20 protein-coding genes are annotated in these 26,163 nt (G+C 65.9%); 17 read left to right on the top strand and 3 right to left on the bottom strand.

Annotated elements, in window-relative coordinates:
* Positions 1–34 precede the first annotated feature (34 nt).
* Positions 35–853, top strand: a complete 819-nt coding sequence (locus ACS5PJ_RS09565) for a shikimate 5-dehydrogenase (RefSeq protein ID WP_439434671.1) — start codon at positions 35–37, stop codon at positions 851–853.
* Between the two features lie 18 nt (positions 854–871).
* On the opposite strand, the gene ACS5PJ_RS09560 is transcribed toward ACS5PJ_RS09565, so the two are convergent.
* Positions 872–2,125 (bottom strand): THUMP-like domain-containing protein, encoded by a 1,254-nt coding sequence (locus ACS5PJ_RS09560; RefSeq protein ID WP_439434670.1) that lies wholly within the window; start codon positions 2,123–2,125, stop codon positions 872–874.
* A 55-nt stretch (positions 2,126–2,180) separates the two neighbouring features.
* Here ACS5PJ_RS09560 and ACS5PJ_RS09555 point away from each other — a divergent pair, with 55 nt between their 5' ends.
* The 7 genes from ACS5PJ_RS09555 (at position 2,181) to ACS5PJ_RS09525 (ending at position 9,830) form a co-directional block, all read left to right on the top strand.
* Positions 2,181–2,564 carry a hypothetical protein gene (locus ACS5PJ_RS09555; RefSeq protein WP_439434669.1) on the top strand — a complete coding sequence of 128 codons (384 nt, stop codon included), beginning with the start codon at positions 2,181–2,183 and terminating at the stop codon, positions 2,562–2,564.
* 219 nt (positions 2,565–2,783) lie between these two features.
* Complete coding sequence (gene groES / locus ACS5PJ_RS09550) at positions 2,784–3,080, top strand: co-chaperone GroES (RefSeq protein WP_108598130.1); 297 nt, start codon at positions 2,784–2,786, stop codon at positions 3,078–3,080.
* Positions 3,081–3,157: 77 nt separating this feature from the next.
* Positions 3,158–4,768: a chaperonin GroEL gene (gene groL / locus ACS5PJ_RS09545; RefSeq protein ID WP_439434668.1), complete on the top strand. Its 1,611-nt coding sequence runs from the start codon at positions 3,158–3,160 to the stop codon at positions 4,766–4,768.
* Positions 4,769–4,953: 185 nt separating this feature from the next.
* Positions 4,954–6,477: an ATP-dependent DNA ligase gene (locus ACS5PJ_RS09540; protein ID WP_439434667.1), complete on the top strand. Its 1,524-nt coding sequence runs from the start codon at positions 4,954–4,956 to the stop codon at positions 6,475–6,477.
* A 139-nt stretch (positions 6,478–6,616) separates the two neighbouring features.
* Positions 6,617–8,260 (top strand): helix-turn-helix transcriptional regulator, encoded by a 1,644-nt coding sequence (locus ACS5PJ_RS09535; RefSeq protein ID WP_439434666.1) that lies wholly within the window; start codon positions 6,617–6,619, stop codon positions 8,258–8,260.
* 104 nt (positions 8,261–8,364) lie between these two features.
* The gene (locus ACS5PJ_RS09530) at positions 8,365–8,679 is read left to right on the top strand and encodes a hypothetical protein (RefSeq protein WP_439434665.1); all 315 of its coding nucleotides are present in this window, start codon (positions 8,365–8,367) and stop codon (positions 8,677–8,679) included.
* Positions 8,680–8,708: 29 nt separating this feature from the next.
* On the top strand, positions 8,709–9,830 hold the full coding sequence (locus ACS5PJ_RS09525; protein WP_439434664.1) for a flavin-containing monooxygenase: 1,122 nt from the start codon (positions 8,709–8,711) through the stop codon (positions 9,828–9,830).
* Here the strand turns inward: ACS5PJ_RS09525 and ACS5PJ_RS09520 are convergent.
* Positions 9,799–10,767 (bottom strand): DUF389 domain-containing protein, encoded by a 969-nt coding sequence (locus ACS5PJ_RS09520; protein WP_439434663.1) that lies wholly within the window; start codon positions 10,765–10,767, stop codon positions 9,799–9,801. The two genes, ACS5PJ_RS09525 and ACS5PJ_RS09520, sit on opposite strands and share 32 nt — an antisense overlap.
* Positions 10,768–11,087: 320 nt before the next feature.
* Between ACS5PJ_RS09520 and guaB the strand changes: the two genes are divergently transcribed.
* Together guaB and ACS5PJ_RS09510 are read left to right on the top strand one after the other, a co-directional pair.
* Complete coding sequence (gene guaB, locus ACS5PJ_RS09515; RefSeq protein ID WP_439434662.1) at positions 11,088–12,599, top strand: IMP dehydrogenase; 1,512 nt, start codon at positions 11,088–11,090, stop codon at positions 12,597–12,599.
* Between the two features lie 77 nt (positions 12,600–12,676).
* Positions 12,677–14,503, top strand: coding sequence for an ABC transporter ATP-binding protein (locus ACS5PJ_RS09510; protein ID WP_439434661.1), 1,827 nt, complete (start codon positions 12,677–12,679; stop codon positions 14,501–14,503).
* Here the strand turns inward: ACS5PJ_RS09510 and ACS5PJ_RS09505 are convergent.
* Positions 14,489–15,109 carry a hypothetical protein gene (locus tag ACS5PJ_RS09505; RefSeq protein ID WP_439434660.1) on the bottom strand — a complete coding sequence of 207 codons (621 nt, stop codon included), beginning with the start codon at positions 15,107–15,109 and terminating at the stop codon, positions 14,489–14,491. The two genes, ACS5PJ_RS09510 and ACS5PJ_RS09505, sit on opposite strands and share 15 nt — an antisense overlap.
* Before the next feature lie 56 nt (positions 15,110–15,165).
* Here ACS5PJ_RS09505 and ACS5PJ_RS09500 point away from each other — a divergent pair, with 56 nt between their 5' ends.
* The 7 genes from ACS5PJ_RS09500 (at position 15,166) to ACS5PJ_RS09470 (ending at position 26,074) form a co-directional block, all read left to right on the top strand.
* Positions 15,166–16,302 carry a GuaB3 family IMP dehydrogenase-related protein gene (locus tag ACS5PJ_RS09500; protein WP_439434659.1) on the top strand — a complete coding sequence of 379 codons (1,137 nt, stop codon included), beginning with the start codon at positions 15,166–15,168 and terminating at the stop codon, positions 16,300–16,302.
* Positions 16,303–16,389: 87 nt separating this feature from the next.
* Positions 16,390–18,129 carry a glycerol-3-phosphate dehydrogenase/oxidase gene (locus tag ACS5PJ_RS09495; RefSeq protein ID WP_439434658.1) on the top strand — a complete coding sequence of 580 codons (1,740 nt, stop codon included), beginning with the start codon at positions 16,390–16,392 and terminating at the stop codon, positions 18,127–18,129.
* Between the two features lie 62 nt (positions 18,130–18,191).
* Positions 18,192–18,680 (top strand): PTS sugar transporter subunit IIA, encoded by a 489-nt coding sequence (locus tag ACS5PJ_RS09490; protein WP_439434657.1) that lies wholly within the window; start codon positions 18,192–18,194, stop codon positions 18,678–18,680.
* A gap of 112 nt (positions 18,681–18,792) precedes the next feature.
* Positions 18,793–19,644, top strand: coding sequence for an SURF1 family protein (locus ACS5PJ_RS09485; protein ID WP_439434656.1), 852 nt, complete (start codon positions 18,793–18,795; stop codon positions 19,642–19,644).
* Positions 19,641–20,141 (top strand): DUF3817 domain-containing protein, encoded by a 501-nt coding sequence (locus tag ACS5PJ_RS09480; protein ID WP_439434655.1) that lies wholly within the window; start codon positions 19,641–19,643, stop codon positions 20,139–20,141. The genes ACS5PJ_RS09485 and ACS5PJ_RS09480 overlap by 4 nt, the downstream gene beginning before the upstream one ends.
* Positions 20,142–20,234: 93 nt before the next feature.
* Complete coding sequence (guaA, locus tag ACS5PJ_RS09475; protein ID WP_439434654.1) at positions 20,235–21,824, top strand: glutamine-hydrolyzing GMP synthase; 1,590 nt, start codon at positions 20,235–20,237, stop codon at positions 21,822–21,824.
* A 128-nt stretch (positions 21,825–21,952) separates the two neighbouring features.
* Positions 21,953–26,074 (top strand): AAA family ATPase, encoded by a 4,122-nt coding sequence (locus ACS5PJ_RS09470; protein WP_439434653.1) that lies wholly within the window; start codon positions 21,953–21,955, stop codon positions 26,072–26,074.
* Positions 26,075–26,163: the final 89 nt, after the last annotated feature.

Here is a 26,163-nt window from a genome sequence, read left to right as displayed (position 1 = left end):
CGGCGAAAGGGGCATCCGGCGGTTTAATGGACGGGTGCCCATACTCAATAAAGACATGACCCTGTGTATTTCGCTCTCGGCCCGGCCCAGCAACAACGGGACGCGTTTCCACAACCACCTCTACGACCAGCTCGGCCTGAACTGGATCTACAAGGCATTTGCTCCCACGGACCTGGGCCAGGCCATCGCCGGCGTCCGTGGACTCGGAATCCGGGGCTGCGCGGTGTCCATGCCCTACAAGGAAGATGTGATCGCTCTCGTCGACGAAATGGACCCATCAGCGCAGGCCATCGACTCCGTGAACACGATCGTGAACACCAATGGGCGCCTCAAGGCCTACAACACCGACTACACGGCCATCGAGCAACTCCTGGCACGGAACGCCGTTCCCACCGGTTACTCGGTACTGGTTCAGGGTGCCGGCGGCATGGCCAAAGCAACCGTCGCGGCCCTGCGGGACGCAGGATTCACGGACGTCACGGTGATTGCGCGGAACGAAGCTGCGGGGCGGGCAATCGCGGAGCAGTACGGCTTCCGGTGGCAGGCAGAGCTCGACGGCGGGACAGCCGATCTGATCATCAACGTCACCCCCATCGGCATGCAGGGCGGCCCGGAAAGCAACTCCCTGGCGTTCCCGGAGGATGTTATCGCGGCTGCCAAAGTGGTGTTCGACGTCGTGGCGCTCCCGGCTGAAACACCACTGATCACGGCGGCACGAATCGCCGGAAAACCGGTCATCACGGGCGCTGAGGTGGCCACCATCCAGGCGCTGGAACAGTTTGTGCTCTACACGGGCGTCCGTCCCACCGACGAACAGGTCCGGGCTGCCGAAGAGTTCATGCGCGCGCAGTAAGGCGCGTACAGCAATGGCCTAGACGGGTTCCACTGAGATGGCCACCCGGTCCTCCCCAATACGGGTCAGGACCAGGGTGGCTGTTGCGGTTCCGGTCTTTTTGCCGCCACTCTTGCCTGCGCTTTTGCCTCCGGTTTTGCCTCCGGCCAGGAGCTGTTTGCGCAGTTCCTCCGGCGTGACGGACGTGCCGCGCTTCTTGATGTCCAGTACGCCGATGCCGTTGTCCTTGACCCAGGTTTTGAGCGCCTTGACGTTGTAGGGCATCACTTCCAGGACCTTGTAGGCGCGGGCAAAGGGCGTGTCCACCAGCTCCGGGGCACAGATGTACGCGATGTGCTCGTCCAGCAGATGCCCGCCCAGCTGAAGTGCGACGTCGGCCACCAGGCCCGCGCGGATCACCGCACCGTCGGGCTCGTACAGGTATCCCTCTGGCGGACCCACCGGCGCTACGGGCCCGCCGTCGAAATCCTCCGCACTGGTGAGCTCGGCGGCGCCCTGCGGTCCCAGCAGCAGTGCAGCCCGGCGGATTCCCGGCCGGCGCACCGCGTTGAACCAGAGCGCCACCTCGGTGACGTCGCCGGCCACCGATACCCACTGCGCTTCGCAGTCCGCCGGCACCGATTCGTGCGGCATTCCGGGGCCCATCTTGACCCCGACGGCGCGTCCCGTGGCCGCCAACGATTCCACGAAGGAAAGCGGCGGCGAAAACGCCTCAGGATCCCAGATCCTCTTGGTACCCGACGTGGAGGTGGTCCGGCGGGCGGGATCCAGCCAGACGCCGTCGACCCCTTCAAGGGAAACAGCGGTGGCGTCCGAATGCACCACCGTGGCGTTGGGAAAAGGAATGAGATTCACCGTGGCGCAGGCAGCAGTGGTCTCGTCCATCTCCACCGCGGTGACCGTGATGTCCATCGAGGCCAGCGCCAGGGAGTCTGCGGCGAGGCCGCAGCCGAGGTCGGCCACGTGGCGGATGCCGGCCTGGGCGAAGCGTTCGGCGTGGCGGGCGGCGACGTTGAGCCGGGTGGCCTGTTCCAGGCCGGCCTGGGTGAAGAGCATGCTCCGGGCGAACTCGCCGAACTTGAGCTCGGCCTTGGTGCGCAGCCTGGACTGGGTGAGCACTGCCGAGACCAGTTCGGGGGAGTGGCCGGCCTTACGGAGCGCCGAATTGAGCTCAAAAGCCCTGTCTTCGCTATACGGGCCCAGGGACGCCAGCAACTCCCAGCCTTCGCTGGTGAGGAGTGGGGCGATCTGGTCCTGCGGTGCGTGAGCCATGGGTTCAAGCCTAGTGGAGATGGCCCCGGAGCCCGTTCCCGCTAGGGTTGAAGGCATGACAGACAGTGCAGGCAGCCAGCCGTCCGAGCCTCCCCGATCCGAGCATTCCGGCCTGGTGAAGTTTGCCCGCCCGGCCCTGATCGCCGGATCTGCTGTGGCCGTGGTCTGCATTGCGCTGCTGGTCATCATCTTCTTTCTGGACGCCTTCAACGCCACGGTTTACTCCGTCGGCGGCAAGAACATCCAGGATGAAACAGCCGAGGCGCAGGACATCCGTGGCCTCTACTCGGGGGCCCGCGTTGGCGGGATGATCCTTCTGGTGGTCTCGCTGCTGGCCGCCGTGGGCGGGGCCGTGGTGCTGTACCTGAAACGCGGCGCCATCACTGACGGGAACGACGGCGACGAGGACGTCGATTTCGACGACCTCGCAGGCAGTTGAGGCCGTACCCCGGCTGTCCACCCCGGGCGTAATTCTGGCACTCGCCTTGACCGAGTGCTAACTACTTACATAGAGTCGTCATTGGCACTCTCCCTAGGAGGGTGCCAACACATGAAGAGCTTTCAGCCAGGCTGCTGCCGGCACCGCGACGACGGTCAGCCAGCCACGGCGGAACAGTTTTCCAGTCCATAAATTTGCTGACGAAAAGGAGAGGTCCGAGTGTCGGTCTCTATTAAGCCTCTTGAGGATCGTATTGTTGTCCGCCCGCTCGAAGCCGAGCAGACCACGGCTTCCGGCCTGGTTATCCCGGACTCCGCACAGGAGAAGCCGCAGGAAGGCGAAGTTGTTGCAGTAGGCCCCGGCCGCTTCGACGACAACGGCAACCGCGTTCCCCTCGACGTTGCCATCGGCGACGTTGTTATCTACTCGAAGTACGGCGGAACCGAAGTCAAGCACAGCGGCACCGAGTACCTCGTGCTCTCCGCCCGCGACGTTCTGGCGATCGTCGTAAAGTAACTTTTTGGATCCCCGTGCCGCTGACCATGCATCCCGCTGGTCAGCTGCGCGGGGTTCTGTCTTGAAAGGACAAAACCATGGCAAAGCAGCTTGCGTTTAACGACGCTGCCCGCCGGTCACTTGAAGCCGGCATCGACAAGCTCGCCAACACTGTCAAGGTGACGCTCGGCCCCCGCGGCCGCAACGTTGTTCTCGACAAAAAGTGGGGAGCACCCACCATCACCAACGACGGCGTCACCATTGCCCGTGAAATTGAGCTTGATGACCCGTTCGAGAACCTTGGCGCGCAGCTGGCCAAGGAAGTAGCCACCAAGACCAACGATGTTGCCGGCGACGGCACCACCACCGCCACTGTGCTCGCCCAGGCCCTGGTCAAGGAAGGCCTGCGCAACGTTGCTGCCGGCGCCGCTCCGGGCCAGATCAAGCGCGGCATCGAGGTTTCCGTTGAAGCCGTGGCCGCCCGCCTGCTCGAGAACGCACGCCCGGTTGAAGGCACGCAGGTTGCCAACGTTGCTGCCATCTCGGCTCAGAGCGACGAAATCGGCGAGCTCCTCGCCGAGGCATTCGGCAAGGTCGGCAAGGATGGTGTGATCACCATCGAGGAGTCCTCCACCACGCAGACCGAACTGGTCCTGACCGAGGGCATGCAGTTCGACAAGGGCTACCTGTCCCCGTACTTCGTCACCGACGCAGAGCGCCAGGAAGCCGTCCTCGAGGACGCCCTCATCCTGATCAACCAGGGCAAGATCTCCTCCGTCCAGGAATTCCTGCCGTTGCTGGAAAAGGCGCTGCAGAGCTCCAAGCCGCTCTTCATCATTGCTGAAGACGTTGACGGCGAGGCCCTGTCCACGCTGATCGTCAACCGCATCCGCGGCACCCTGAACGTGGTTGCCGTCAAGGCTCCGGGCTTCGGCGACCGCCGCAAGGCCATGCTGCAGGACATCGCCACCCTCACCGGTGCGCAGGTTGTCTCCCCGGAACTGGGCCTGAGCCTGGACACCGTTGGCCTTGAGGTGCTGGGTACCGCCCGCCGCATCACGGTCACCAAGGACAACACCACCATCGTTGACGGCGCCGGTTCCGCAGAAGACGTCGCAGCCCGGGTTTCCCAGCTGCGCGCCGAACTGACCCGCACCGACTCCGACTGGGACAAGGAAAAGCTCCAGGAACGCCTGGCCAAGCTGGCCGGCGGCATCGGCGTGATCAAGGTCGGCGCAGCCACCGAGGTTGAGCTCAAGGAAAAGAAGCACCGCATCGAAGATGCAGTGTCCTCCACCCGCGCCGCCCTCGAAGAAGGCATCGTGGCCGGCGGCGGTTCCGCGCTGATCCACGCACTGAAGGCCCTCGACGAGGATCCCGCAGTGAAGGCCCTCGAAGGCGACGCCGCCGCAGCTGTGGGCATCGTCCGCCGCGCGCTGGTCCAGCCGCTTCGCTGGATCGCCCAGAACGCCGGCTTTGACGGCTACGTTGTCGCGGCCAAGGTTGCCGAACTCGAAACCAACAACGGCTTCAACGCCAAGTCGGGCGAGTACGAAGACCTGATCGGCGCCGGAGTCATCGACCCCGTCAAGGTCACCCGTGCGGCCCTCCGCAATGCAGCTTCCATCGCCGCGCTGGTTCTCACCACCGAGACCCTCGTGGTGGAAAAGCCCGCTGACGAAGACGAGCACGCAGGCCACAGCCACTAGCCTCCTAAAGCAACGCGGGGTCACTCCCGGCCCGATAATGAACGTTTATCGGGCTTGGAGTGACCCCGCGTTGGTGTTAACGACGGCGGCGGCCCACCCATAAGAAGCCGGTCCAGCATCTGCTGGGCCGGCTTTTTTGTGCTCTCCGCCCGAGGGTTGCAAGGCTGCCGTGGCAGACTGGTGCCATGCTGCTCGACGAGCTCGTGAGAACCTCGGATGCCGTCGCGTCCACCCGCTCCCGGCTCGCCAAGGTCGAGGCACTCGCCGACCTCCTGCGCAGGCTCGAGCCCTCGGACATCGCCACCGCCGTCGGCCTGCTCACCGCCAAGCCGCGGCAGGGCCGGGTAGGTGTCGGGTGGCGCGGCATGGCGGCAGCCATGGGGGAACCGGCGGCCGAGCCGAGCCTGACTGTCACTGAGCTCGACGCTGCACTGGACCGCCTGCTCCTCCCCACCGGGGCCGGATCGGCAGCCGAGCGCGCCGCAACACTTCGGCTGCTCACGGCGGCAGCCACCGAGGGCGAGCAGGCATTCATCGCCGGCGTGCTGCTCGGTGAACTGCGTACAGGCGCCCTTGAAGGAGTGCTGACCGATGCTGTAGCCCGCGCCGCCGACCGTCCCGTTGAGGCCGTTCGCCGCGCGGCGATGCTCTCGGGCGATCTCGGCGGGACCGCCCTGCTGGCGATCACCGGCACCCCGGCCCAGCTTGACGCGGTCGGCCTCGTGGTGGGCCGTCCCGTGCAGCCCATGCTCGCCTCAACCGCGGCCAGCGCCAGCGCCGCGCTGGAAGCCACGGGTGAGGCTTCCGTGGAATACAAGCTCGACGGGGCGCGCATCCAGGTGCACCGGATGGGCGATGAGGTGAGCATTTACACGCGCACCCTGGCCGATGTGACACACCGGCTGCCCGAAGTAGTGCAGGCGGTACGCGGCCTGCCGGTGCGGGATGTGATCCTCGACGGCGAGACCCTCGCCCTGGACGAGGACGGCGGTCCCCGCCCGTTCCAGGACACCATGTCGCGGTTCGGGGCGGATGCAGCGCATGCCACGGTGCTGCATCCGTGGTTCTTCGACGTCCTGCACATCGATGGGCGGGACCTGCTCGATGAACCGCTGTCGACGCGCATCGGTGTGCTCGAACGCATCGCCCCCGGGCTCCGGATCCCGGGGGAGATCACGGCGGATGCGGCGGTGGCCGAGGCAGTGGCTCGCGACGCGCTGGCTGCAGGCCATGAGGGCGTGGTGGTGAAAGCGGTCGGATCTGCGTACGCGGCCGGCCGGCGCGGTTCCAACTGGATCAAGGTGAAGCCGGTGCTCACCTACGACCTGGTGGTGCTCGCCTGTGAGTGGGGGTCGGGACGTCGCACCGGGCTCCTCTCGAACCTGCACCTGGGAGCCTTGGACCCGGCCGGCGAGTTCGGCGAACCCGGCGGCTACGTGATGGTGGGCAAAACATTCAAGGGGCTCACTGACGAGCTTCTGCGCTGGCAAACCGGGCGGTTCCAGGAGATTGAGGTGAGGCGCACAGCCGGCACAGTCTGGGTTGAGCCCGTCACCGTCGTCGAAATCGCGATCGACGGGGTGCAGCGCTCCACCCGCTATCCCGGCGGAATCGCCCTGCGGTTCGCACGCGTCAAGCGCTACCGCGACGACAAGACGACGGCGGAGGCCGACACCATCCAGACGCTGCGCGCGCTGCTGCGTTCGTAACCGATTGCCGCGCAATTCCGTCGGGTCGGCCGCTTGTGGACGGCATGTGGCGGGCGTACCGTGACGCTTAAGTACCGTAACGGCCAGCGCGTGACGGCGACGAAGCCGGCCGGGCAGGCCGTCTGGCGAGGAGGCCGGTATGTCCACTGATGCGGGCATTGATGAAGGCAGGGCCGCGTTCCGGGAACACCGCTGGACCGACGCCTACAAAAGCTACACCGACGCCGACAGGCTCGGCGGCATTCCCCCTGCCGACCTGGAGCAGCTGGCCACAGCCGAGATCCTGACCGGCAACACCCAAGCGGGCGTGGATACCCTGACACGGGCCCACGAGGAATACCTTGTGGTTGGCGACGTCGCGGGCGCGGCCAGGTGTGCCGGTTGGATCGGGATGCAGTTGATGAACCTCGGCGACGCGGCTCCGGCCGGAGGCTGGTTTGCCCGTGGGCAGAGGCTCGCGGATGAACTGCCCGAACCCGACGCCGTGCAGGGATTCCTGCTGGTCCCGGCAGGGCTGGGCAAACTCTTTGGCGGGGATCCTGCCGGCGCCAGGGAGGTCTTCTCCCAGGCTGCCGAGTTTGGCCGTAGATTCCAGGACAAAGACCTTTCCGCACTGTCCCTTCTCGGCACCGGCCAGGCGACCCTCATGTTGGGGAGCGCGGATGAGGCGCTGCGTATGTTCGACGAGGCCATGGTGGCCGTCACGTCGGGGGAAGTGTCCCCGATCCCGTCCGGCATCATCTACTGCGCGGTCATAGGCAATTGCCACCTGGCCTTCGACCTGCAAAGGGCGCTGGAATGGACGGTAGCCCTTGACCGCTGGTGCACGGCCCGTCCCGATATGGTGTCGTTCAGTGGCCAGTGCCAGCACCATCGCGCTGAGCTCTTCCGGCTCCACGGCGCCTGGACCGAAGCCTTGGGGGCAGCGGCCGTGGCCCAGGCACTTTTCGCCAAGGGCGATCCGCAGGCGGGATACGGCGGATACTACGAGCAGGGTGAAATCCAGCGGCTCACCGGCAGGCTGGATGAAGCGGAGTCCTCCTACCGCCAGGCTGCCCGAAGCGGCTACGATCCGCAGCCGGGGCTTGCGCTCCTTTTGCTGGCCCGTGGAGAGGCCACGCAGGCCCAATCCATGATCCGCAGGGCGGCCAGCGAAGAAGACGGGGCCACCCGCAGGCATCTGCTGCCGGCGCTGGTGGAAATTGAACTGGCCGCAAATGATCTGACGGCGGCCGTCAGGGGTGCCGCCGAGCTCGAAAGCTTTGCCAGGGAGAATCCCAAGCCCATGGTCCGGGCGGAAGCCGGCCAGGCTGATGGTGCGGTCCGGCTGGCCGAGGATGATCCTGCCGCAGCTTCGCAGTCGCTGCGGCAGGCCTGGAGGCTGTGGCAGCAGCTGGGCGTTCCGTACGAAGCCGCACGGTGCCGGGTGCTGATCGGGCTCGCCTGCCGTGCCCTGGGGGACGAGGCCTCTGCCCTGATGGATTTCGAGGCAGCACACTCCGTGTTCCTCGAACTTGGAGCGGCACCGGCTGCGGCCTGGGCGGCATCCCTCATGCAGGCCGGCGCCGACGACGCCGGTCCCGCGGCGGGACCCCTGACCCCCCGGGAAACGGAAGTGCTCCGGCTGGTGGCATCCGGGAAAGGAAACCGTGCCATCGCCGCTGAGCTCTACCTCAGTGAAAAGACCGTGGCGCGCCACCTCAGCAATATCTTCCTCAAGCTCGGTCTGTCCTCCAGGGCAGCTGCTACCAGCTACGCCTATCAGCACGGGCTCGCCGGGTAGACGCTGTGCACGTCGGGGCTGCATAAAAATACCCACGCAACCCCGGGCAGAGTTACATGTTTTGGCCGACGCGGAGCCTGGCACCGCGCCCGTAGCCTCAAAACATGAACCTTCCACTGCTTGCCGGAACCCTCTCGACAGTCCTCTTTGCCCTGGGCATGCTGCCGATGCTTCTCAAAGCTGCACGCACCAAGGACCTGGCGTCCTACAGCCTGGGCAACCTGGTGCTGAGCAACGTGGCCAACGCCGTGCACTCCATCTATGTCTTCAACCTTCCCGCCGGTCCCATCTGGGCCCTCCACCTGGCCTACGTCCTGGCTTCCGGGCTGATGCTGGCCTGGTGGGTGCGCTACCACGACGCAGGGCGGACGCAGGGCAAGGATGTGCCCACGGCCAGCCTGGAAAGTTCAGTCAGGTAATCGCAACAAAGCCACGAAGGAGAGCAGTCATGAGCAAGGAAAACGGAAGCACAGACAGGTCCGGCGCTGTGCTGGACACGCTGGTCATTGGTGGAGGACAGGCCGGTTTGGCCATCGGCTTTTACCTCAAACAGCAGGAGCGCAGCTTCCTGATCCTGGACGAGAACCAGCGGGTGGGGGACGCGTGGCGGAAGCGGTGGGACTCCCTCCGGCTCTTCACGCCCGCCAAATATGACGGACTGCCCGGCATGGCCTTCCCCGGGGATCCGTTGGCTTTCCCTTCAAAGGACGAGCTGGCTGAATTCTTTGAAGGATATGTTGCCCGCTTTGACCTGCCGGTACAGACAGGAGTGCGGGTGGAGCGCCTGTGGCGTGAAGGGGACCGCTACATCGCCGCCTCCAACGACCACCGCTGGGAAGCCCATAATGTGGTGGTGGCCAACGGCTCGGAACGCTGCGCAAAGGTCCCCCTCTTCGCGGCGGAATTGGCGTCATCCATCGTGCAGTTCCATTCCAGCGCCTACAACAACGCCGGGCAGCTCCAGGAAGGCCCGGTCCTGGTGGTCGGGCTGGGAAACTCGGGCGCTGAAATCGCCCTGGAAGTAAGCCGCACCCACCCCACCCTGGTCGCCGGGAAACCCGCGGGCGAAATCCCCGTGAAGCATGGACGGGCGGCTGCCCTCTTTGTCCTGCCGCTGATCCGGTTCGCCGGGCTGTACGTCTTGAACCTCGGTACGCCCGTAGGCCGGAAGGCGGCCCCGGCTCTCACAGCCCACGGGTCGCCCCTGATCAGGACCAGGGCGAAGGACCTCACCGGTGCCGGAGTGGAGTTCGTCCCACGGGTCACAGGCGTGGAGAGCGGCCTGCCGGTGCTGGAGGACGGTACCCGGGCTGAGGTGGCCAACGTGATCTGGTGCACCGGGTTCCAATCGGAGTTTGGCTGGATCGATGCGGCACTGCAAGCCGGCGGCGGGATGCCACGGCAGTACCGGGGCGTAGCGCTTGATTCGCCCGGACTGTTTTTCCTGGGGCAGAAGTTCCAGTATGCGGCCGCCTCCGCAACCCTGCCGGGAGCGTGCCGCGATGCCCGTTACCTCGCATCGAAGATTCCGGCACCGGTCAGCGCCGGCTCCGCCGTAGCTGCCACCTGAGCTGCCGTGCGGTGGCCTCGGGCAGCCGTTTGGAGACCACCCGGTAGAAGAGGAGGACAGCCACGGCGGCCACCACGATCCCGACGAGGTTCAGCAACAGCTGGAAGGCCGATCCGGCCGCCTTTTGGAACTCGCCCAACACCAGCGCCACCGCAACGAATCCGGCCGCCGGGACCGTGGTGACCGAAATGAAGACGCCGATGAGCGCCGCCGAACGACGGCTGATGACCGAAAGCATCCCGGCGGCGCCGGCCAGGACCGCGACGATCAGCGAATACGGTCCGGGATGGTAGATGAACTCGACGGCGGAACCGGTGCCCAGGACGTCGGCGGGAAAGAGCCCTAGGGGGACGGACAGCCAGGCAGTCAGGGCCGCCAGCAGCATAGCCACGGGGAAGCCGACACCCAGCGCGACGGCGGCCCTGCGCCCGAGCGTCCAGTCGCCCCGGGCCAGAGCCACTGCCAGTGCGGCCAGGGGGCCGAACTCGGGCCCCACGGCCATCGCCCCTACGATGGCGATCGTGGAGTTGGTCACGATGCCGATGGCGGCCAGCTGCGTGGCGAGGACCAGGAAGGCCAGATAACTCCACGTCAGCCGGGAGTCCTCGCCGGTCTGGCTCGTGACCTCGTCCCAGATCAGCGCGTCTGCGCCGTCTCCGGGGGCAGAAGACTCGGCCTTGTCCGCACGCCGCGACAACACGAGTTCGGGCATCGAAATGACGATGGACCCTGCATCCTGGACCTTCAGGACATCGAGCTTTTCGAGAAGGGTCTCCACCGATTCCCTCGCGATGTGGATCTCGATGACATCGCCGGGCGGCTGCACGGACGCGCCGGAAAAGAACGCTGCTTCGGCCGTTCCCGTGTGGTCCTGGCAAGTCTTCAGCGTCACGGCTGACAGCTCTTCGGGCACACAAATCCGCAACTGGACAATCACGCCGGCTCCCTTCCCTGGTTGTGGCCAGCTTAGTTTGTGCATGTGGCGGGCATGAGTCCCCGTGGTTGATGGCGGCCGGCGGCGGCTCCGACGGATCTGACGCCGCAGAGCCTGAGAGGGCGTGCCATTGCTCACACCGGCCTCCCGGAATAGGGGGATCGGCCGTGAGGTTCTAATATTTACTCAACGCTTTCCACATGGATCCCGTGTGTCGAGCGACCGACTTGATAAGGCCCTGCACGGACCAGTCCCGTAATGACGGGCTGGTCATTAGCTGCAACCCCTACCCGTGACCAGTAACCAAGGTAAGAGGCGCACTCATGACCCAGCCCGAACACAATCCTTTCGGCTTCATCGGCCTGACCTACGACGACGTCCTGCTCCTCCCGGGCCACACGGACGTCATCCCGTCCGACGCCGACACGTCCTCGCGGATCTCCAAGCGCATCACGGTCCACACCCCGCTGCTGTCCGCGGCCATGGACACCGTCACCGAGTCACGGATGGCCATCGCGATGGCCCGCCAGGGCGGTCTTGGTGTGATCCACCGCAACCTGTCCATCCAGGACCAGGCCGACCAGGTGGACCGGGTCAAGCGCAGTGAATCGGGAATGATCACCAACCCGCTGACCATCGGCCCCGAGGCCACACTGGCGGAACTGGACGAGATCTGTTCGCAATACCGCGTGTCCGGCCTTCCCGTCGTGGACGAAGGCATGCGGCTCCTGGGCATCGTCACCAACAGGGACACCCGCTTTGTCCCGGAAGCCGACTTCCCGCTGCGGCTGGTCAGCGACGTCATGACCAAGATGCCGCTGGTGACCGGCCACGTCGGCATCAGCCGCGAGGAAGCCTCCCACAAGCTGGCTACGAACAAGATCGAAAAGCTCCCGCTTGTTGACGAGCAGGGCCGGCTCAAGGGCCTCATCACCACCAAGGACTTCACCAAGGCGGAGCAGTACCCGCTGGCCACCAAGGACGACGAAGGCCGGCTCCGCGTGGGGGCCGCGATCGGTTTCTTCGGTGACGGCTGGGAACGCGCCATGGCTTTGATCGACGCCGGCGTCGACGCCCTGTTCGTCGACACCGCCAACGGCCACTCGCAGGGCGTGCTGGACATGATCCGCCGCCTGAAGTCCGATCCCCGGGCGGCCCACGTTGACATCATCGGCGGCCAGGCCGCCACCCGCGAAGGCGCACAGGCACTGATCGACGCCGGCGCCGACGGCATCAAAGTGGGCGTCGGCCCGGGCTCCATCTGCACCACCCGCGTGGTGGCCGGCGTGGGCGTCCCGCAGATCACCGCCATTTACGAGTCCGCCAAGGCAGCCATCCCGGCCGGGGTCCCGCTGATCGCCGACGGCGGCCTCCAGTACTCCGGCGACATCGGCAAGGCGCTGGTTGCCGGCGCCGACACCGTAATGCTGGGCTCCCTGCTGGCAGGCTGCGATGAGTCCCCGGGCGAGCTGATCTTCGTGAACGGCAAGCAGTTCAAGAGCTACCGCGGCATGGGCTCGCTGGGCGCCATGCAGTCCCGCGGCAAGAACACGTCCTACTCCAAGGACCGCTACTTCCAGGCCGACGTGTCCGGCGATGACAAGCTCATCCCCGAGGGCATCGAAGGCCGTGTCGCCTACCGCGGCCCGTTGGCATCGGTGGCTTACCAGCTCGTGGGCGGCCTCCGCCAGACCATGTTCTACACCGGCGCGCCCACCATTCCGGAGCTCAAGGCCCGTGGAAAGTTCGTCCGGATCACGCCGGCGGGGCTCAAGGAGTCCCACCCGCATGACATCCAGATGACGGTGGAGGCGCCGAACTACGGTTCACGTTAATCCCCACTCAACAGACAGGCCGCAGGGAACACTCCCCGCGGCCTGTTTGCTTCTGTCCCCGGGACTAGGCTGAATCCATGTCCGAACCACGCCACCCCGCCGAGCTAGGCCCCAAGCGGGACGCTCAACGGCGTTTGGCCCTGAGGCCCTACGCCCGGGCCGTGGCGCAGGTACTGCGTGTCAGCTTCCGGGCCTCTCCGGCCGCCGTCGTGATGAAGGTTGTGGGCTCGCTGATTTCGGCGCTCCTGCCGCTCGTCACCACCTACTTCGCCGCCCTGACGACGACGGCCCTCGCGGCCGCCTACTCGGGCAACGCCGCGGCGGGTCAGCAGGCGATCGTCTACGTTGTCATCACGGCGGCGCTGGGCCTGTTCTGGGGCGCCTTCAGCAGCGTGGACCGCTACATCCAGCAGCTGATGAGCTTCCGGGTGGGCGCGATCGTGGGCGACCTCATGTACGAGCGGTTTTTGGCCTTGGAGTTCTGGCGCTATGACGACAAGGAAACGGTGGACCTTTATGACCGGGCCAAGCGTTTCTCCGATTCCTATGCCAGGGTCCTGGACCGGATCGCGGCCATCTTCACCCAGCTGGTTTCGGTAATCCTGGCGATCGGCGCACTGCTGCTGGTCAGCTGGTGGATCGCGGTGATTGTGCTCGTGGCGATCGTGCCCAGCGTCTACCTTCAGTTCAAGCTCTCCCGCGAACAGATCGCGCACTGGAACACCCAGGTGGACTCGCGCCGGCAGCGCCGGTTGATCGAAACGAACCTGCTCCGCCCGCAGCACATCGCCGAAATGCGCCTCTACGGGATCGTGGGTTATCTGATGGACTTCCGGTCCCGGCTGCGGGACGCTGACGAGCGCCGGCGCCTGGACTTCCAGAAGCGCTATATCCCCAAACAGCTGGCCGCCGACGCGCTGCAGTACGGCGCTGAAGTGGTCTCGCTGATCTGGGTGGTGGGGCAGATCATTGCCCGGGCGCAGCCGGTCGGCCAGTTCCTGTACGTCCAGCAGATCGTCAGCCGCGCCCTGTCCACAGCCAACAACCTGGTGTCCTCGCTGAGTTCCATCGATGAGGATCTGGCGAACCTCAAGGACTACGAAGTGTTCATGGCGCTGCCCGTCCACTCCCGCCACGCCCCGCCGTTGCTGCAGTCGCCCAGGACTGTGGAGCTCAGGGACATCCGCTTCACCTATACCGGCAGCGACGTCGAGGTGATCCGGGGCATCAGCATGACCATCCGCGAAGGGCAGCACATCGCCATCGTGGGGGAGAACGGTGCAGGGAAGTCCACGCTGATCAGGATTCTGGCCGGGTTGTACGCCCCGGACTCCGGGCAGTATGAGTTCGCTACCGCCGCGGACAACATCCGCTTCGGCGACGTTGATTCGCCACGGGACGATGACCGGATCCGGAAGGCCGCAGCCGATGCCGAGGCCCTGGACTTCATCAACAAGCTCCCCAACGGCCTGGACAACCACGTCAGCAACTGGATGGAGGACCCGCGCGGACGCAAAGGGAGCGGGCTGTCCGGCGGCCAATGGCAGCGCCTGGCCATGGCCCGGAACTTCTACCGGAACGCCGAATTCATGGTGATGGACGAGCCAACGTCCGCAATCGATGCACTCGCCGAGCACCGGATCTTCACCCGGCTCTTCGCCGACCGCAGCAGCACCATCATCGCCATCAGCCACCGGCTGGCCACCATCGAAAAGGCGGACACGGTCTACATGCTTGAGGACGGGCAGATCGTGGAACAGGGCAGCCACAAGGAACTCGTCGCCCTCCGTGGCCGCTACTTCCGGATGTTCGAGTCCCAGCTCACAGTCCCCACCAGCCCCCTGACCTCGCAGGCTCGGCCAGGGAACCCTGCTGGCGTGGTCCCAGAGTCAGAGGGGGTCTGACGCCGGTTCCACCACGGTGGTGCGGACCCTGGCAAGGCTGGGCCGCGGCGGAACGCTGCTGAACCCGAAAGTCACCCCTGGCCGGATGTGGGCCAGCACTCCAGCGTCCACCCCGTCCCAACTGACGACGGCGGAGCTGATGTGGCGCAGATCGCTCACCCCGTAATACTCGAGCCTGCCGCTGCCGGCGGTTCCCGATGTGCGGGCGCCCGGGCTCAGCACGGAGGCCACCGGACTGATTGCGCGCAGCCAGGCGGTGTGCACCGCAAGGCGCCGCGGCACTGCCCTCAGCGCGCTCCCCAGGAGGGTCCGGCCGCCTATCCCGGCCCGCAGTCTCAAGGGTCCGGCGTCGAGCGTTAACTGCCCATCTGCCAGCAGCGCGTCCACGTCCACCACGGTGACCTCGTCAAAACTGTATGTGGCGGAAATAAAGCCAGCCACCTCCTCCGTCGGGGCGAGCAGCAGCCGGTGGCCTGAGGGAAGCTGGACCATGACGTCGGCAAAGGGCCCGAAGGGGGATCGCTGCCACACGCCCACCACCGCCCGCAGTCCTGTCGCGGTGCCGATGCCCGCGATGTGCCCGTCGAAGATCCACCGTGTATCCATTGAGCCACTGTAGCGACGGTCCCGGGGGACAGTCGCCGCTGGGATAACCTAGAGCAGTGACTTACGAGATCGAGATCGGCCGTGGCAAGCGTGGGCGTCGTGCCTACTCCCTGGATGACATTGCGATTGTCCCCAACCGTCGTACCCGCGACCCCAAGGACGTATCTGTCTCGTGGCAGATCGACGCCTACAAGTTCGACATGCCGGTGATTGCCGCGCCGATGGACTCGGCCATGTCCCCGGAGACGGCCATCTCCCTGGGGCGCCTCGGCGGCCTTGGCGTGCTGGACCTGGAAGGCCTTTGGACCCGGTACGAGGATCCGCAGCCCGTCCTCGACGAAATCGGCGCCCTCAAGGATGAGACCAACAGCCCTGCAGTGACCGGGCGCATGCAGGAGCTCTACCGAGCCCCCATCCAGCCGGAACTCATCACCTCCCGCCTGGCGGAAATCCGTGCCGCCGGAGTAACCGTTGCGGGCTCACTGACGCCCCAGCGCACGCAGGAACACTACAAGACCGTGGTGGCCGCCGGCGTCGACATCTTTGTCATCCGCGGGACCACCGTCTCGGCCGAGCACGTCTCGAAGGACCACGAACCGCTGAACCTCAAGCAGTTCATCTACGAACTGGACGTGCCCGTGATTGTGGGCGGCGCGGCCGGCTACACCCCGGCGCTGCACCTGATGCGGACAGGCGCCGCCGGCGTCCTGGTCGGCTTCGGCGGTGGAGCCACCGCCACCACGCGGAGGGCCCTGGGGATCCACTCGCCCATGGCTTCGGCAATCTCCGACGTCGCCGCCGCCCGCCGGGACTACATGGATGAATCCGGCGGACGGTACGTCCACGTCATCGCCGACGGCGGGATGGGAACCTCCGGCGACATCGTCAAGGCAATCGCCATGGGCGCCGACGCCGTCATGCTGGGCAGTGCCCTCGCCAGGGCTGAAGAGGCGCCGGGCAAAGGCTGGCACTGGGGCCAGGAGGCGCATCACCTGGAACTGCCCCGCGGAGACAGGGCCAACGTCGGCACGGTCGGGCCTCTGGAAGAGGTGCTTTTCGGCCCGGGCCACCACACCAACGGCACGTCCAACCTGATCGGGGCCCTTCGCCGGTCAATGGCCACCACCGGGTACTCGGACCTCAAGGAATTCCAGCGCGTTGACGTGGTGGTCTCGCCCTATTCGGGTAACTGACACTCCACGGCGCAGCCGCATGCTCAACCGTGCGGCAACGAAGTAGGGTGGTTTTACGACCGGTAGCAGCGGCAACGGAGGCGTTCGATGAGCAGTGTTCCAAACCAGCGCGGGGCCCTGGGCCCAGAGGCGCGGCAAGCATCCATTGCCCGGCTCAAGGCAACCGCCCTGCCCGGCAAGGAACTGGACATCCTCATCGTGGGCGGCGGAATTGTCGGCACCGGCGCGGCCCTGGATGCTGTGACCCGCGGCCTCAGCGTGGGAATCGTGGAGGCAAGCGACTGGGCGGCAGGCACCTCGTCCCGGTCGTCCAAACTGATCCACGGCGGGCTCCGCTACCTTGAAATGCTGGATTTCGGGCTGGTCAAGGAGGCGCTGCACGAGCGCGGACTGCTGCTCTCCGAACTGGCCCCGCACCTGGCCCGTCCAGTGCCGTTCCTGTATCCCCTCACCAAACCTTTCCTCGAGCGGCCCTATGTAGGGGCCGGCATCGCGCTCTATGACCTGCTGTCCATCTCAGGCGGCCACAGCCGTGGCGTGCCGTTCCACAAGCACCTCAGCCGGCGGGGCACGCTCAGGGCTGCCCCCAGCCTGAAAAAGGACGCCTTCGTGGGCTCCATCCGGTACTACGACGGCCAGGTGGACGACGCCAAGTACGTGGCCAACCTGATCCGGACAGCGGCCCACTACGGTGCCCATGCGGTGAACCAGATGGCAGTGGTGAGTTTCCTCCGTGAAGGCGAGCGGGTGGTCGGGGCCAAAGTGGTCGACCATGAGGACGGCTCGCAGTTCAACATCAGGGCCAAGCAGGTCATCAACGCCACCGGGGTGTGGACGGATGAAACCCAGGCCATGGTCACTGACCGTGGCCAGCTGAAGGTCCGGGCGTCCAAGGGCATCCACCTCGTGGTGCCCCGCGACCGGTTCCAGTCAACCGTGGGGCTTATCCTCCGCACCGAAAAGTCTGTGCTGTTTGTGATCCCGTGGGGACGCCACTGGATCATCGGCACCACCGACACCGATTGGAGCCTGGACAAGGCGCACCCGGCGGCCTCCAGCAAGGACATCGACTACATCCTTGACCACGTCAACCAGGTCCTCAAGCGTCCGCTGACCAGGGAGGACGTTGAAGGCGTTTACGCAGGCCTGCGTCCGCTGCTTGCCGGCGAGAACGACTCCACGGCCAAGCTCTCCCGCGAACACATCGTGGCCCACCCGGTACCGGGCCTGGTGGTAGTGGCCGGCGGCAAATGGACCACCTACCGGGTCATGGCCAAGGACGCCGTTGACGAGGCAACCAGGACCATGGACGAGCGTGTCCCGCCGAGCTGCACGGAGACCATTCCGCTGCTCGGCGCCAGTGGCTTCAAGGCTGCGTGGAACCGCAGGAACCGGACCGCCGAAGAGTCCGGAGTGCATGTGGCAAGGATCGAGCACCTGCTCAACCGCTACGGCTCCATGACGCCGGAGGTGCTGGAAATCATCGCCCGCGATCCCGCCCTGGCAGAGCCGCTGCCCGGTGCCGACGACTACCTGCAGGCTGAGGCTGTCTATGCCGCAACCCACGAAGGCGCCAGGCATGTCTCTGATGTAATGACCCGCAGGACACGCATCTCCATCGAATCCTGGGACCGCGGTGTCACTGCGGTGCCGGTGGTCGCTAAACTGATGGGTGAAGTCCTTGGCTGGAGCGACGAACAGCGCGAACGCGAAATAACCCACTACATTGCACGGGTTGAAGCCGAACGGCTGAGCCAGCAGCAGCCGGACGACGAATCAGCTGACGCCGCGCGCCTCGGCGTGGATGACATCGTTCCCCTGCGCTGAAGGGCTGCCCGGCTGAAGGGCTGCGCGCACCAGCACTTCTCTCCTGACTGAAGGGACTCGCCTTGGCGGAACCACTTGACCGGTACGATGCCGATCTCACCACCCCCGAGATGGTGATCCTGGAGCTGGAGGCATCGGACAAGGCGGACGCTGCCACGCAGCTCGCGGAACGTCTCTACGCCGCCGGCCGGGTCACCGACCTGCCCGGCTTCCTGGCCCACGTCAACGCGCGCGAACACCAGCTGGCCACCGGCCTCCCGGGAGGCATCGGACTTCCCCACGCCCGCAGCGAATTCGTCTCAAGGACCTCTATCGCTGTTGGGATCACCAAGTACGGGCACGCACTGGACTTTGGTGCCACCGACGGCCCTGCCACAGTCATCCTGCTCATCGCCACCCCCGCGAGCTCGTTTTCCGACCACCTGGAAGTGCTTGCCACACTGGCCCGCTCGCTGTCCAAGGAGTCTTTCCGGGAGTCGCTGCGGCGGGCCTACGATGCTGAAGTCATCGCGGAGCTCATTAACTCCAGCCTGGTGTTCTTCGACCATTAGAGATCGGGGCAGGCCCTTTCGTGTCGACTCCGTCGCCACGTAGGGACCCGGCTGCCCCGCTCTACTGCGGCCTGTTTAGTTGTTCTACAGCGGAACGAAGTACGGTTAAGACGTGTGGAAAACTGCCCTTAAGCCCCGATGGATCGCAGGCCTGCTCTTCGCGATCCTCATCTCCGGGGTGTTTGTCCTGCTCAGCCAGTGGCAGTTCGGCCGGTCCACACAACCCGAACTCCCGGCCAACCCCGCCACCGAGCAGGCCAAGGCACTCACGGACACTCTCCAGCCGGGCGCCTTCTTCCCCGGTTCGGTGGCCGACCAGATGATCACTGCAGAGGGATCCTACGACCCCGCCAGGCAGGTTCTGGTGCCGGACCGGCTGAAAAACGGCAAAAGCGGCTACTGGGTGGTTTCGGCCTTTGCCGTGTCCGGCGCGCCCGCGCTCAGCGGCGTCGCCGCATCGCCCCGGACCTGGATCCCCGTGGCGCGCGGCTGGGTGTCCGATCCCGCCGACGCCGGCACGCCGCCGTCGGGTGCGGTGAAACTCACCGGACGGCTGCTGCCCTCAGAGTCGCCGCTGCCGGCCACTTCACCGGAGCCCGGGCGTGCCACCGCCGTATCGGTCGCCGAACTGATCAACTACTGGGACGTCAGCAGCTACCCGGGTTTCGTAGCTGCCACCGCCGAACTGGTGGAGGGCTCGGACGTGAGTGCGGCAGCGGTCCCCGGGGCCCTGTTGCCGCTGGAGATCGGACCGCAGCCGCCGGCCCAGCAGGTCAACTGGCTCAACCTCTTTTACTCGCTGGAGTGGGTGGTCTTCGCCGGCTTCGCACTGTTCATCTGGTGGCGGCTGGTGAAGGATGACTACCGGCGGGACCTGGAAGAGGAACTCGACGACGAAGCCCACCACGAGCCGCAGCCCCACCAAACAACTTCTGAATCGCCCCAACAAAAGGTAACGCCATGATTGAACCGAAACCGGCCATCCAGCAGGGTCCTGCGCAGGGAAAACCGAAGAAGCGTCGCTTCGGCGGCACAGAGCCGCAGATCCGTTCGGCCCTGAAGTTCTACAAGGTGATGGCCTACCTCACCGGCGGCATGCTGCTGCTGCTGTGCGCAGAGCTGATTGCCCGCTATGGCTTCGGCCAGTACCTCTTCGCCGGCGGCACCAACGCCGTTACCGGCCAGCCGTTTGGCCTGGGGTTCGCCGACGCCGAGCCGCAGGGTGTGATCGGCGGCGCGAACATCTCGGTGGGCGTGCTGATTGTCCACGGCTGGATGTACGTGGTCTACCTGGTCTCCAACTTCCGGCTGTGGACGCTGATGCGGTGGCCGTTCCTGAAGCTCATCCTGCTGGCACTGGGCGGCGTGGTGCCGTTCCTGTCCTTCATTGTGGAGAAGAAGTTCCACGCCGAGGTCGAGGCTGAACTCGCTGCCCACCCGCAGGCTGCGCAGCGGTACTGAGGCAAGCAGCGGCACCCGGGAAATGGAGTCTGCTCCGTCACAGGGGCGGTCCGGAATGTGCGGCCTCGCTGTGCGGCCAAGTAGGCTAGTACGGTGACTACTCCCACTGCATCCCAGACTTCCCAGAAGCCGGTGCTGGTTGTTGACTACGGTGCCCAGTACGCGCAGCTGATTGCCCGCCGCGTCCGGGAAGCGAATGTGTATTCGGAAGTGGTTCCGCATACCTATTCCACCGAGCAGCTCCTGGCCAAAAACCCTGCCGCCATTATCCTTTCCGGCGGCCCTGCCAGCGTCTACGCTGACGGCGCGCCTTCCGTCGGGGCCGACCTCTTCGAGGCCGGCGTCCCGGTCTTCGGCATCTGCTACGGCTTCCAGGCGATGGCCAACGCGCTGGGCGGGAAGGTCGACAGGACCGGCCTGCGCGAGTACGGCTCCACCCTGACCACCGTCCTGGGCGACGGCCGCTCGGTCCTGGAGGGGATGCCGCAGCACCAGAACACGTGGATGAGCCACGGCGACTCCGTACACGAGGCCCCCGAAGGCTTCGAAGTGCTCGCCACGACGGCCGGCGCTGAAGTTGCCGCCTTCGCCAACGAAGAGAAGTCCCTCTACGGCGTGCAGTGGCACCCGGAGGTCAAGCACTCCGCCTACGGGCAGCAGGTGCTGGAAAACTTCCTGTTCAAGGGCGCCAAGCTGGAGCCCAACTGGACCACGGGAAACATCCTCGAGGAGCAGGTGGACCGGATCCGCAAGCAGATCGGCGATGCCCGGGTTATCTGCGGCCTCTCCGGCGGCGTTGACTCCGCTGTTGCCGCGGCGTTGGTCCAGCGGGCCGTCGGCGACCAGCTGACCTGTGTGTTCGTTGACCACGGTCTGCTCCGCGAAGGCGAGGCAGAGCAGGTGGAACGCGACTTCGTCGCCGCCACGGGCGTCAAGCTTTACGTGGCCAACGAACAGGAGCGCTTCCTGTCGGCGCTGGCCGGTGTCAGCGATCCCGAAACCAAGCGCAAGATCATCGGCCGTGAGTTCATCCGCGCGTTCGAAGAGGCAGAGCTCGCCATCATCGCCGAGGCCGCGGCCCATGGCGAGAAGATCAAGTTCCTGGTCCAGGGCACCCTGTACCCGGACGTCGTCGAATCCGGCGGCGGCGAAGGTGCGGCGAACATCAAGAGCCACCACAACGTGGGCGGCCTGCCCGAGGACCTGCAGTTCGAGCTGGTGGAACCCCTGCGTGCACTGTTCAAGGACGAGGTCCGGGCCGTGGGCGCACAGCTTGGCCTGCCGCAGGAAATCGTTGGCCGCCAGCCTTTCCCCGGCCCCGGCCTGGGAATCCGGATTGTCGGCGACATCACCCAGGAACGGCTTGACCTGCTCCGGAAGGCCGACGCCATTGCCCGTGCCGAGCTGACCGCGGCCGGTCTGGACAACGAGGTCTGGCAGATGCCGGTGGTCCTGCTGGCCGATGTCCGCAGTGTGGGCGTCCAGGGCGACGGGCGGACGTACGGCCATCCGATCGTGCTCCGTCCTGTCTCCTCCGAGGACGCCATGACAGCGGACTGGTCCAGGCTCCCTTATGATCTGCTGGCCCGCATTTCCAACCGCATCACCAACGAGGTGGACGGCGTGAACAGGGTTGTGCTGGACGTGACCAGCAAGCCGCCGGGCACCATCGAGTGGGAATAGCAGCGTGAGTGGCCGGTCTCCGTCAGCGGAGACCGGCCACTGTTTTTTATCCTTTGAAATCCCCCTATTTGCCGCGCACCAGTGTTGCGGTCGCTCATCCCGGCGTCTTTGCGGCTACTCTCGAAAGCATGCCGGTATGGTCCAGGGCGTCACGTGCAAACGCAGAAAAGAAGGCAGTAGTGTCAGTTGGTCAAGGCCACCCGGAGGGTTCTGAGGAATTTGGAAAGTGGCTGTCCGGGCTCAAACCCGTCACCGGGGCGGACACTATGCTTCGCTTCACCAAAACCCCCGAAGGTTCCATTGACCTGACCCATGCCCACCCGTCGGGCCTGGCCCAGCTGATGGCCGGCCGCCGCACACGGCTGTCCACCCTGGTCCGCGACCACCAGCAGTATGTGGTCGCCGCGCGGGCATCGCGGAACATCCGATCGAAGATCTTCGAACTGTCGAATGACCGAGGCATTGATGCCGGGTACCTTTCCGCCGGCACCGTCGTCTGGACTTCCGCAGTCGGCGGCAAGCCCCAGCGGGTTTCCTCTCCGGTCATGCTCACCGCCATCTCCCTGACCGTCCGGCCGGGTGAAGACGACTACGAACTGCAGCTCACCGAGCAGGCCCACATCAACCCTGCCCTGGTCCGCCACCTGAAAAACGTTCACGGCATTGTCTTCGACGTCAACGCCGTCACCCGCCTGGCATACAGCACTGCCCGCTTCGACCCCCAGCCCGTCCTGGACCGGCTCGCCACCCTCATCAGGCCCATCCACGGCGCCGAAGCGCAGCACAACCTGCTGGTGTCGACCTTCGCTGACCTCTCCGGCAACCTGGATGATCCCTGGATCAACGAGTCCAACCCGCTGGTTGCCGCGCTGGCCAGAAGCGGAAACGGGGAAGTCCTTGACGTGGACGAGCCGGACGCTTCCCGTTTTCCCGGCGTGGACAAGCGCCACCCGGCCGATGAACTCCTCCTGCTCGATGCCGACCCGGACCAGCAGTATGTCATTGATGCCGCCAGTGCGGGTGAGTCCCTGGTGGTCAGCAGCCCTCCGGGCACGGGGCAGACGCAGACCGCCATCAACACCATTGGCGCACTGGTGGACGCAGGCCGGTCGGTGCTGGTGGTCGGTGACCGCCGGGCCAGCCTCAACGAGGTTTCCGCGCAACTGGAATCACTTGGCCTGGAATCCATCCTGTTCCAGCTGTCCGGCACCGCGACACCGCAGCAGCTCAAGGCCCAGCTGGTCCGGGCCATCGTGCGGAACGAGAAATCCCTCGAACCGCAGCTGGGCAACCTCCACAAGACCCTCACAGAGCACCGCCACGCCCTCGTGGACCACGTGGCTTCGCTGCACAACGTCCGCCAGCGCTGGGGATGCTCGCCCTACCAGGCCATGCAGTCACTGGCTGAGCTGACCTCCATCCATCCTTCGCCCGCCACCACGGTGCGGCTCAAGCGAAGTGTCCTGGACAGCATCCGTGACCGCAATGAACTCGCTGGCCGGCTCAAACGTGCCGCCGAGCTTGGCAGCTTCAGCCGGGCGTCCACCACCAGCCCGTGGCACGGAGCCAGGCTCCTCACCCGGAAGGAGACCGAGGAGGCCCAGGAGCTGTCCCGCTCGGTCGCGAAGAACCTGCCGGCCCTGCGCGAGAAGATGAACAGCGTGGCCGAACACGCGGAGATCCGGCTGGGGACCTCCTTCGCCGAGTGGGGCGAGCAGCTTGAACTCCTGATGGCCGTCCGCGAAAGCCTTGACAAGTTCACGCCGGACATCTTCGACAGGCCGGTCCACGACCTCATTTCGGCCACGGCATCCTCTGCGTGGCGGCGGGAGCGGAACGTGGATATGGCCTCCATGCAGCGCTCCCGGCTGCGCCGGGTAGCCAAGGAGTACGTCCGCCCGGGCGTGCACATCGCGGACCTCCACAGCTCCCTGGTGCTGGTCCAGGAGCAGCGTGCCCTCTGGTCCGGCTACGCCACCTCCCAGCGCCACCCTGCTGTTCCTTCGGGCCTGGCTGAATTGAACGCGATGCACCGGTCGCTGGACCGCGAGCTGAGCCAGCTGGGTGACGCCCTTCGGCACACCGCGGCAGGCGGGTCGCTGGCAACCGCCCGGTATGAGGACCTCATGGAGCGGCTTGAGCGGCTGGTGGCAGACACCCACACCCTGAAGACCCTCCCTGAGCGCACGCTCCTGGTGGAGAATATGCGTGAGCACGGGTTGGGGGAACTCCTCGCTGATCTTGCTGACCGTGAGGTTCCCGCCGGGTCCGTGGCTGCTGAACTTGAGCTTGCCTGGTGGCAGTCGGCGCTGGAAGCCATGATCAGCGGCGACGACTACCTGGCCATGTCCGACGGCGATGCCCTCCGGCAACTGGAGGCCGAATACCGCCTTGCGGACAACGCCCACATTGCCAGCGGCGCGGCACGCCTTCGCTGGGACCTCGCCGGGCGGTGGCAGGCTGCCCTGGCCGAACACCCGCGCCAGGCCCAGTTACTGCGGAGCCTGCTCAAGGACGGCAGGGTTACGCTCGCCGCGTTGACTGCCCAGGCTCCGGAGCTTGTCCCCAAACTGGTTCCGGTATGGTCCGTGAGCCCTTACCTCATGACAGGGCTGCTGCCGGCGGAACAGCGCTTCGATGCAGTGGTCATCCTGGATGCCGAGGCTACGTCCCTGCAGGCCGTACTGCCCTCCATCGCCCGCGCAAAACAGGTCATCGCCTTCGGTGACGCCAAGATTGCCAGCCCCCGGACCTTCACGGTGGGCGTAGAGCGCCTTGCGGCCGGAGAACCGGCCCACCAGCGCGTCGAGAGCGCCTTCTCGGCCCTTGCTTCGGTGCTGCCCGTCTGGCGGCTCAATTTCGTCTACCGCGCCGTGGACGAGGACCTGGTCCTGCAGCTCAGCAAGAACCATTACGACGGCGGCCTCCGCCGCCTCCCGGAAGGGCAGTCGGCCACGGGGCTGGACCGTGCCCTGCTGGTGGAATACCTGCCCGACGGGACAGGCCTGCCCAGCGCTGACCATGAAGGCGTCGAATCCGTGGTGGCCGAGGTCAACAAGGTTGTGCAGCTTGTCTTTGAGCACGCGCGGATGCGTTCCCGCACCTCGCTGGCCGTGGTCACAGCCAGCCTGCGGCATGCTGCCCGGATCGGTGAGGCCATCCGGCTTCAGCTGCCGAACCACCCGAATCTGGCAAGTTTCTTCAGTGCAGGACCTGAATCGTTCAGGGTGGTTGACCTCGAACGGGCTCAGGGTCTGGTCCGCGACCACGTGATTTTTTCCCCCGGCTTCGGACGCACCCCGCACGGCCGTGCCCTGCACAACTTCGGCCCGCTCTCTGCCGAGGGTGGGCGGGAGAAATTTGCGCTGGCCATGACACGGGCCCGGCGCTCCCTCCACGTTCTGACCTGCTTCCAGCCTGAAGACCTGGATCACACCCGACTCTCTCACGGTGCCGTTGATTTCTATGAGCTCCTGAACCGGGAGATTGCCGGCAAGACCGATCTCGGAACGCCGGCCTCCCGGGCGGCGGCCAGCGAGCAGGCGCTCGGCGCAGACCCGCTTGTTGCGGACCTGGGCGACCGGCTGCGGGCCCGGGGTGCACGCGTTTGGCACCAGTACGACGGCGTTATCGATGTGGTGGCGGCGGCAGACCCGCTGAGCACCATGGGCCAGGACGACGCTGACATCCCGCGGCCGGTGGCGATCGAATCGGATGGTACAGAGGAGTATCGGACCATGAGCGTCCGCGAGCGGAGCCGCCTCCGCCCCCAGCTCCTGGAACGGCTGGGGTGGCGGTATATGCCGCTGTGGACCATCGAAGTCTTCACGGACCCGTCCGCATGCGCCGACAGGATCGGCGCCTACCTGGGGCTTGAGAACGTTCTGCTGCCCGGACGGACGGCAGCAGCCGGTTTCTTCGACGAGGACGTGGACCCGCAGGCGCTGGGGACCGCTGGACCCGAAGACACGGTAAGCCAGACGGCTAGGAACAGGAACGAGTACCGGGCTGGAGGCCCGGACAGCAAGGAGGCGGTTGTTGTGAACCCACAGAACGCAGGTCAGGCCGACCAGCGGGATGAGGAGCCGGAGCTCCCGGAGCAGGAGGCTGCGCCGGGTCCGCAGCAAGCGGGTGCCGCGGGCATCCTGCCGAACAAGGCTGCCGAGGATGACCCGAGGCGCTGGGGCGATGCCCCGGACAACGATCACGATGAGTGGTTGAAGGAAAACAAGCCGCCGCACTGGGGCTGAGCGCCGGCCCAGCTGGCCAAAGCCCAGCCGGCTAAAGGCCCAGCCGGCTAAAGGCCAGCCCGCCAAAGGCCCAGCTGGGCGACGGCACA

Source organism: Pseudarthrobacter cremeus (genome assembly GCF_051857465.1).
Classification (GTDB): domain Bacteria; phylum Actinomycetota; class Actinomycetes; order Actinomycetales; family Micrococcaceae; genus Arthrobacter.
This window is presented reverse-complemented; position numbering and strand designations above follow the sequence as displayed.

Bases quoted from the DNA above. Each gene is read 5' to 3' on its own strand.
- groL (WP_439434668.1), top strand. From the start codon at position 3,158: ATGGCAAAGCAGCTTGCGTTTAACGACGCTGCCCGCCGGTCACTTGAA.
- ACS5PJ_RS09470 (WP_439434653.1), top strand. From the start codon at position 21,953: ATGCCGGTATGGTCCAGGGCGTCACGTGCAAACGCAGAAAAGAAGGCA.
- ACS5PJ_RS09505 (WP_439434660.1), bottom strand. From the start codon at position 15,109: ATGGATACACGGTGGATCTTCGACGGGCACATCGCGGGCATCGGCACC.
- ACS5PJ_RS09510 (WP_439434661.1), top strand. From the start codon at position 12,677: ATGTCCGAACCACGCCACCCCGCCGAGCTAGGCCCCAAGCGGGACGCT.
- ACS5PJ_RS09535 (WP_439434666.1), top strand. From the start codon at position 6,617: ATGTCCACTGATGCGGGCATTGATGAAGGCAGGGCCGCGTTCCGGGAA.
- ACS5PJ_RS09540 (WP_439434667.1), top strand. From the start codon at position 4,954: ATGCTGCTCGACGAGCTCGTGAGAACCTCGGATGCCGTCGCGTCCACC.
- guaB (WP_439434662.1), top strand. From the start codon at position 11,088: ATGACCCAGCCCGAACACAATCCTTTCGGCTTCATCGGCCTGACCTAC.
- ACS5PJ_RS09525 (WP_439434664.1), top strand. From the start codon at position 8,709: ATGAGCAAGGAAAACGGAAGCACAGACAGGTCCGGCGCTGTGCTGGAC.
- ACS5PJ_RS09555 (WP_439434669.1), top strand. From the start codon at position 2,181: ATGACAGACAGTGCAGGCAGCCAGCCGTCCGAGCCTCCCCGATCCGAG.
- ACS5PJ_RS09530 (WP_439434665.1), top strand. From the start codon at position 8,365: ATGAACCTTCCACTGCTTGCCGGAACCCTCTCGACAGTCCTCTTTGCC.
- ACS5PJ_RS09480 (WP_439434655.1), top strand. From the start codon at position 19,641: ATGATTGAACCGAAACCGGCCATCCAGCAGGGTCCTGCGCAGGGAAAA.
- ACS5PJ_RS09560 (WP_439434670.1), bottom strand. From the start codon at position 2,125: ATGGCTCACGCACCGCAGGACCAGATCGCCCCACTCCTCACCAGCGAA.
- ACS5PJ_RS09495 (WP_439434658.1), top strand. From the start codon at position 16,390: ATGAGCAGTGTTCCAAACCAGCGCGGGGCCCTGGGCCCAGAGGCGCGG.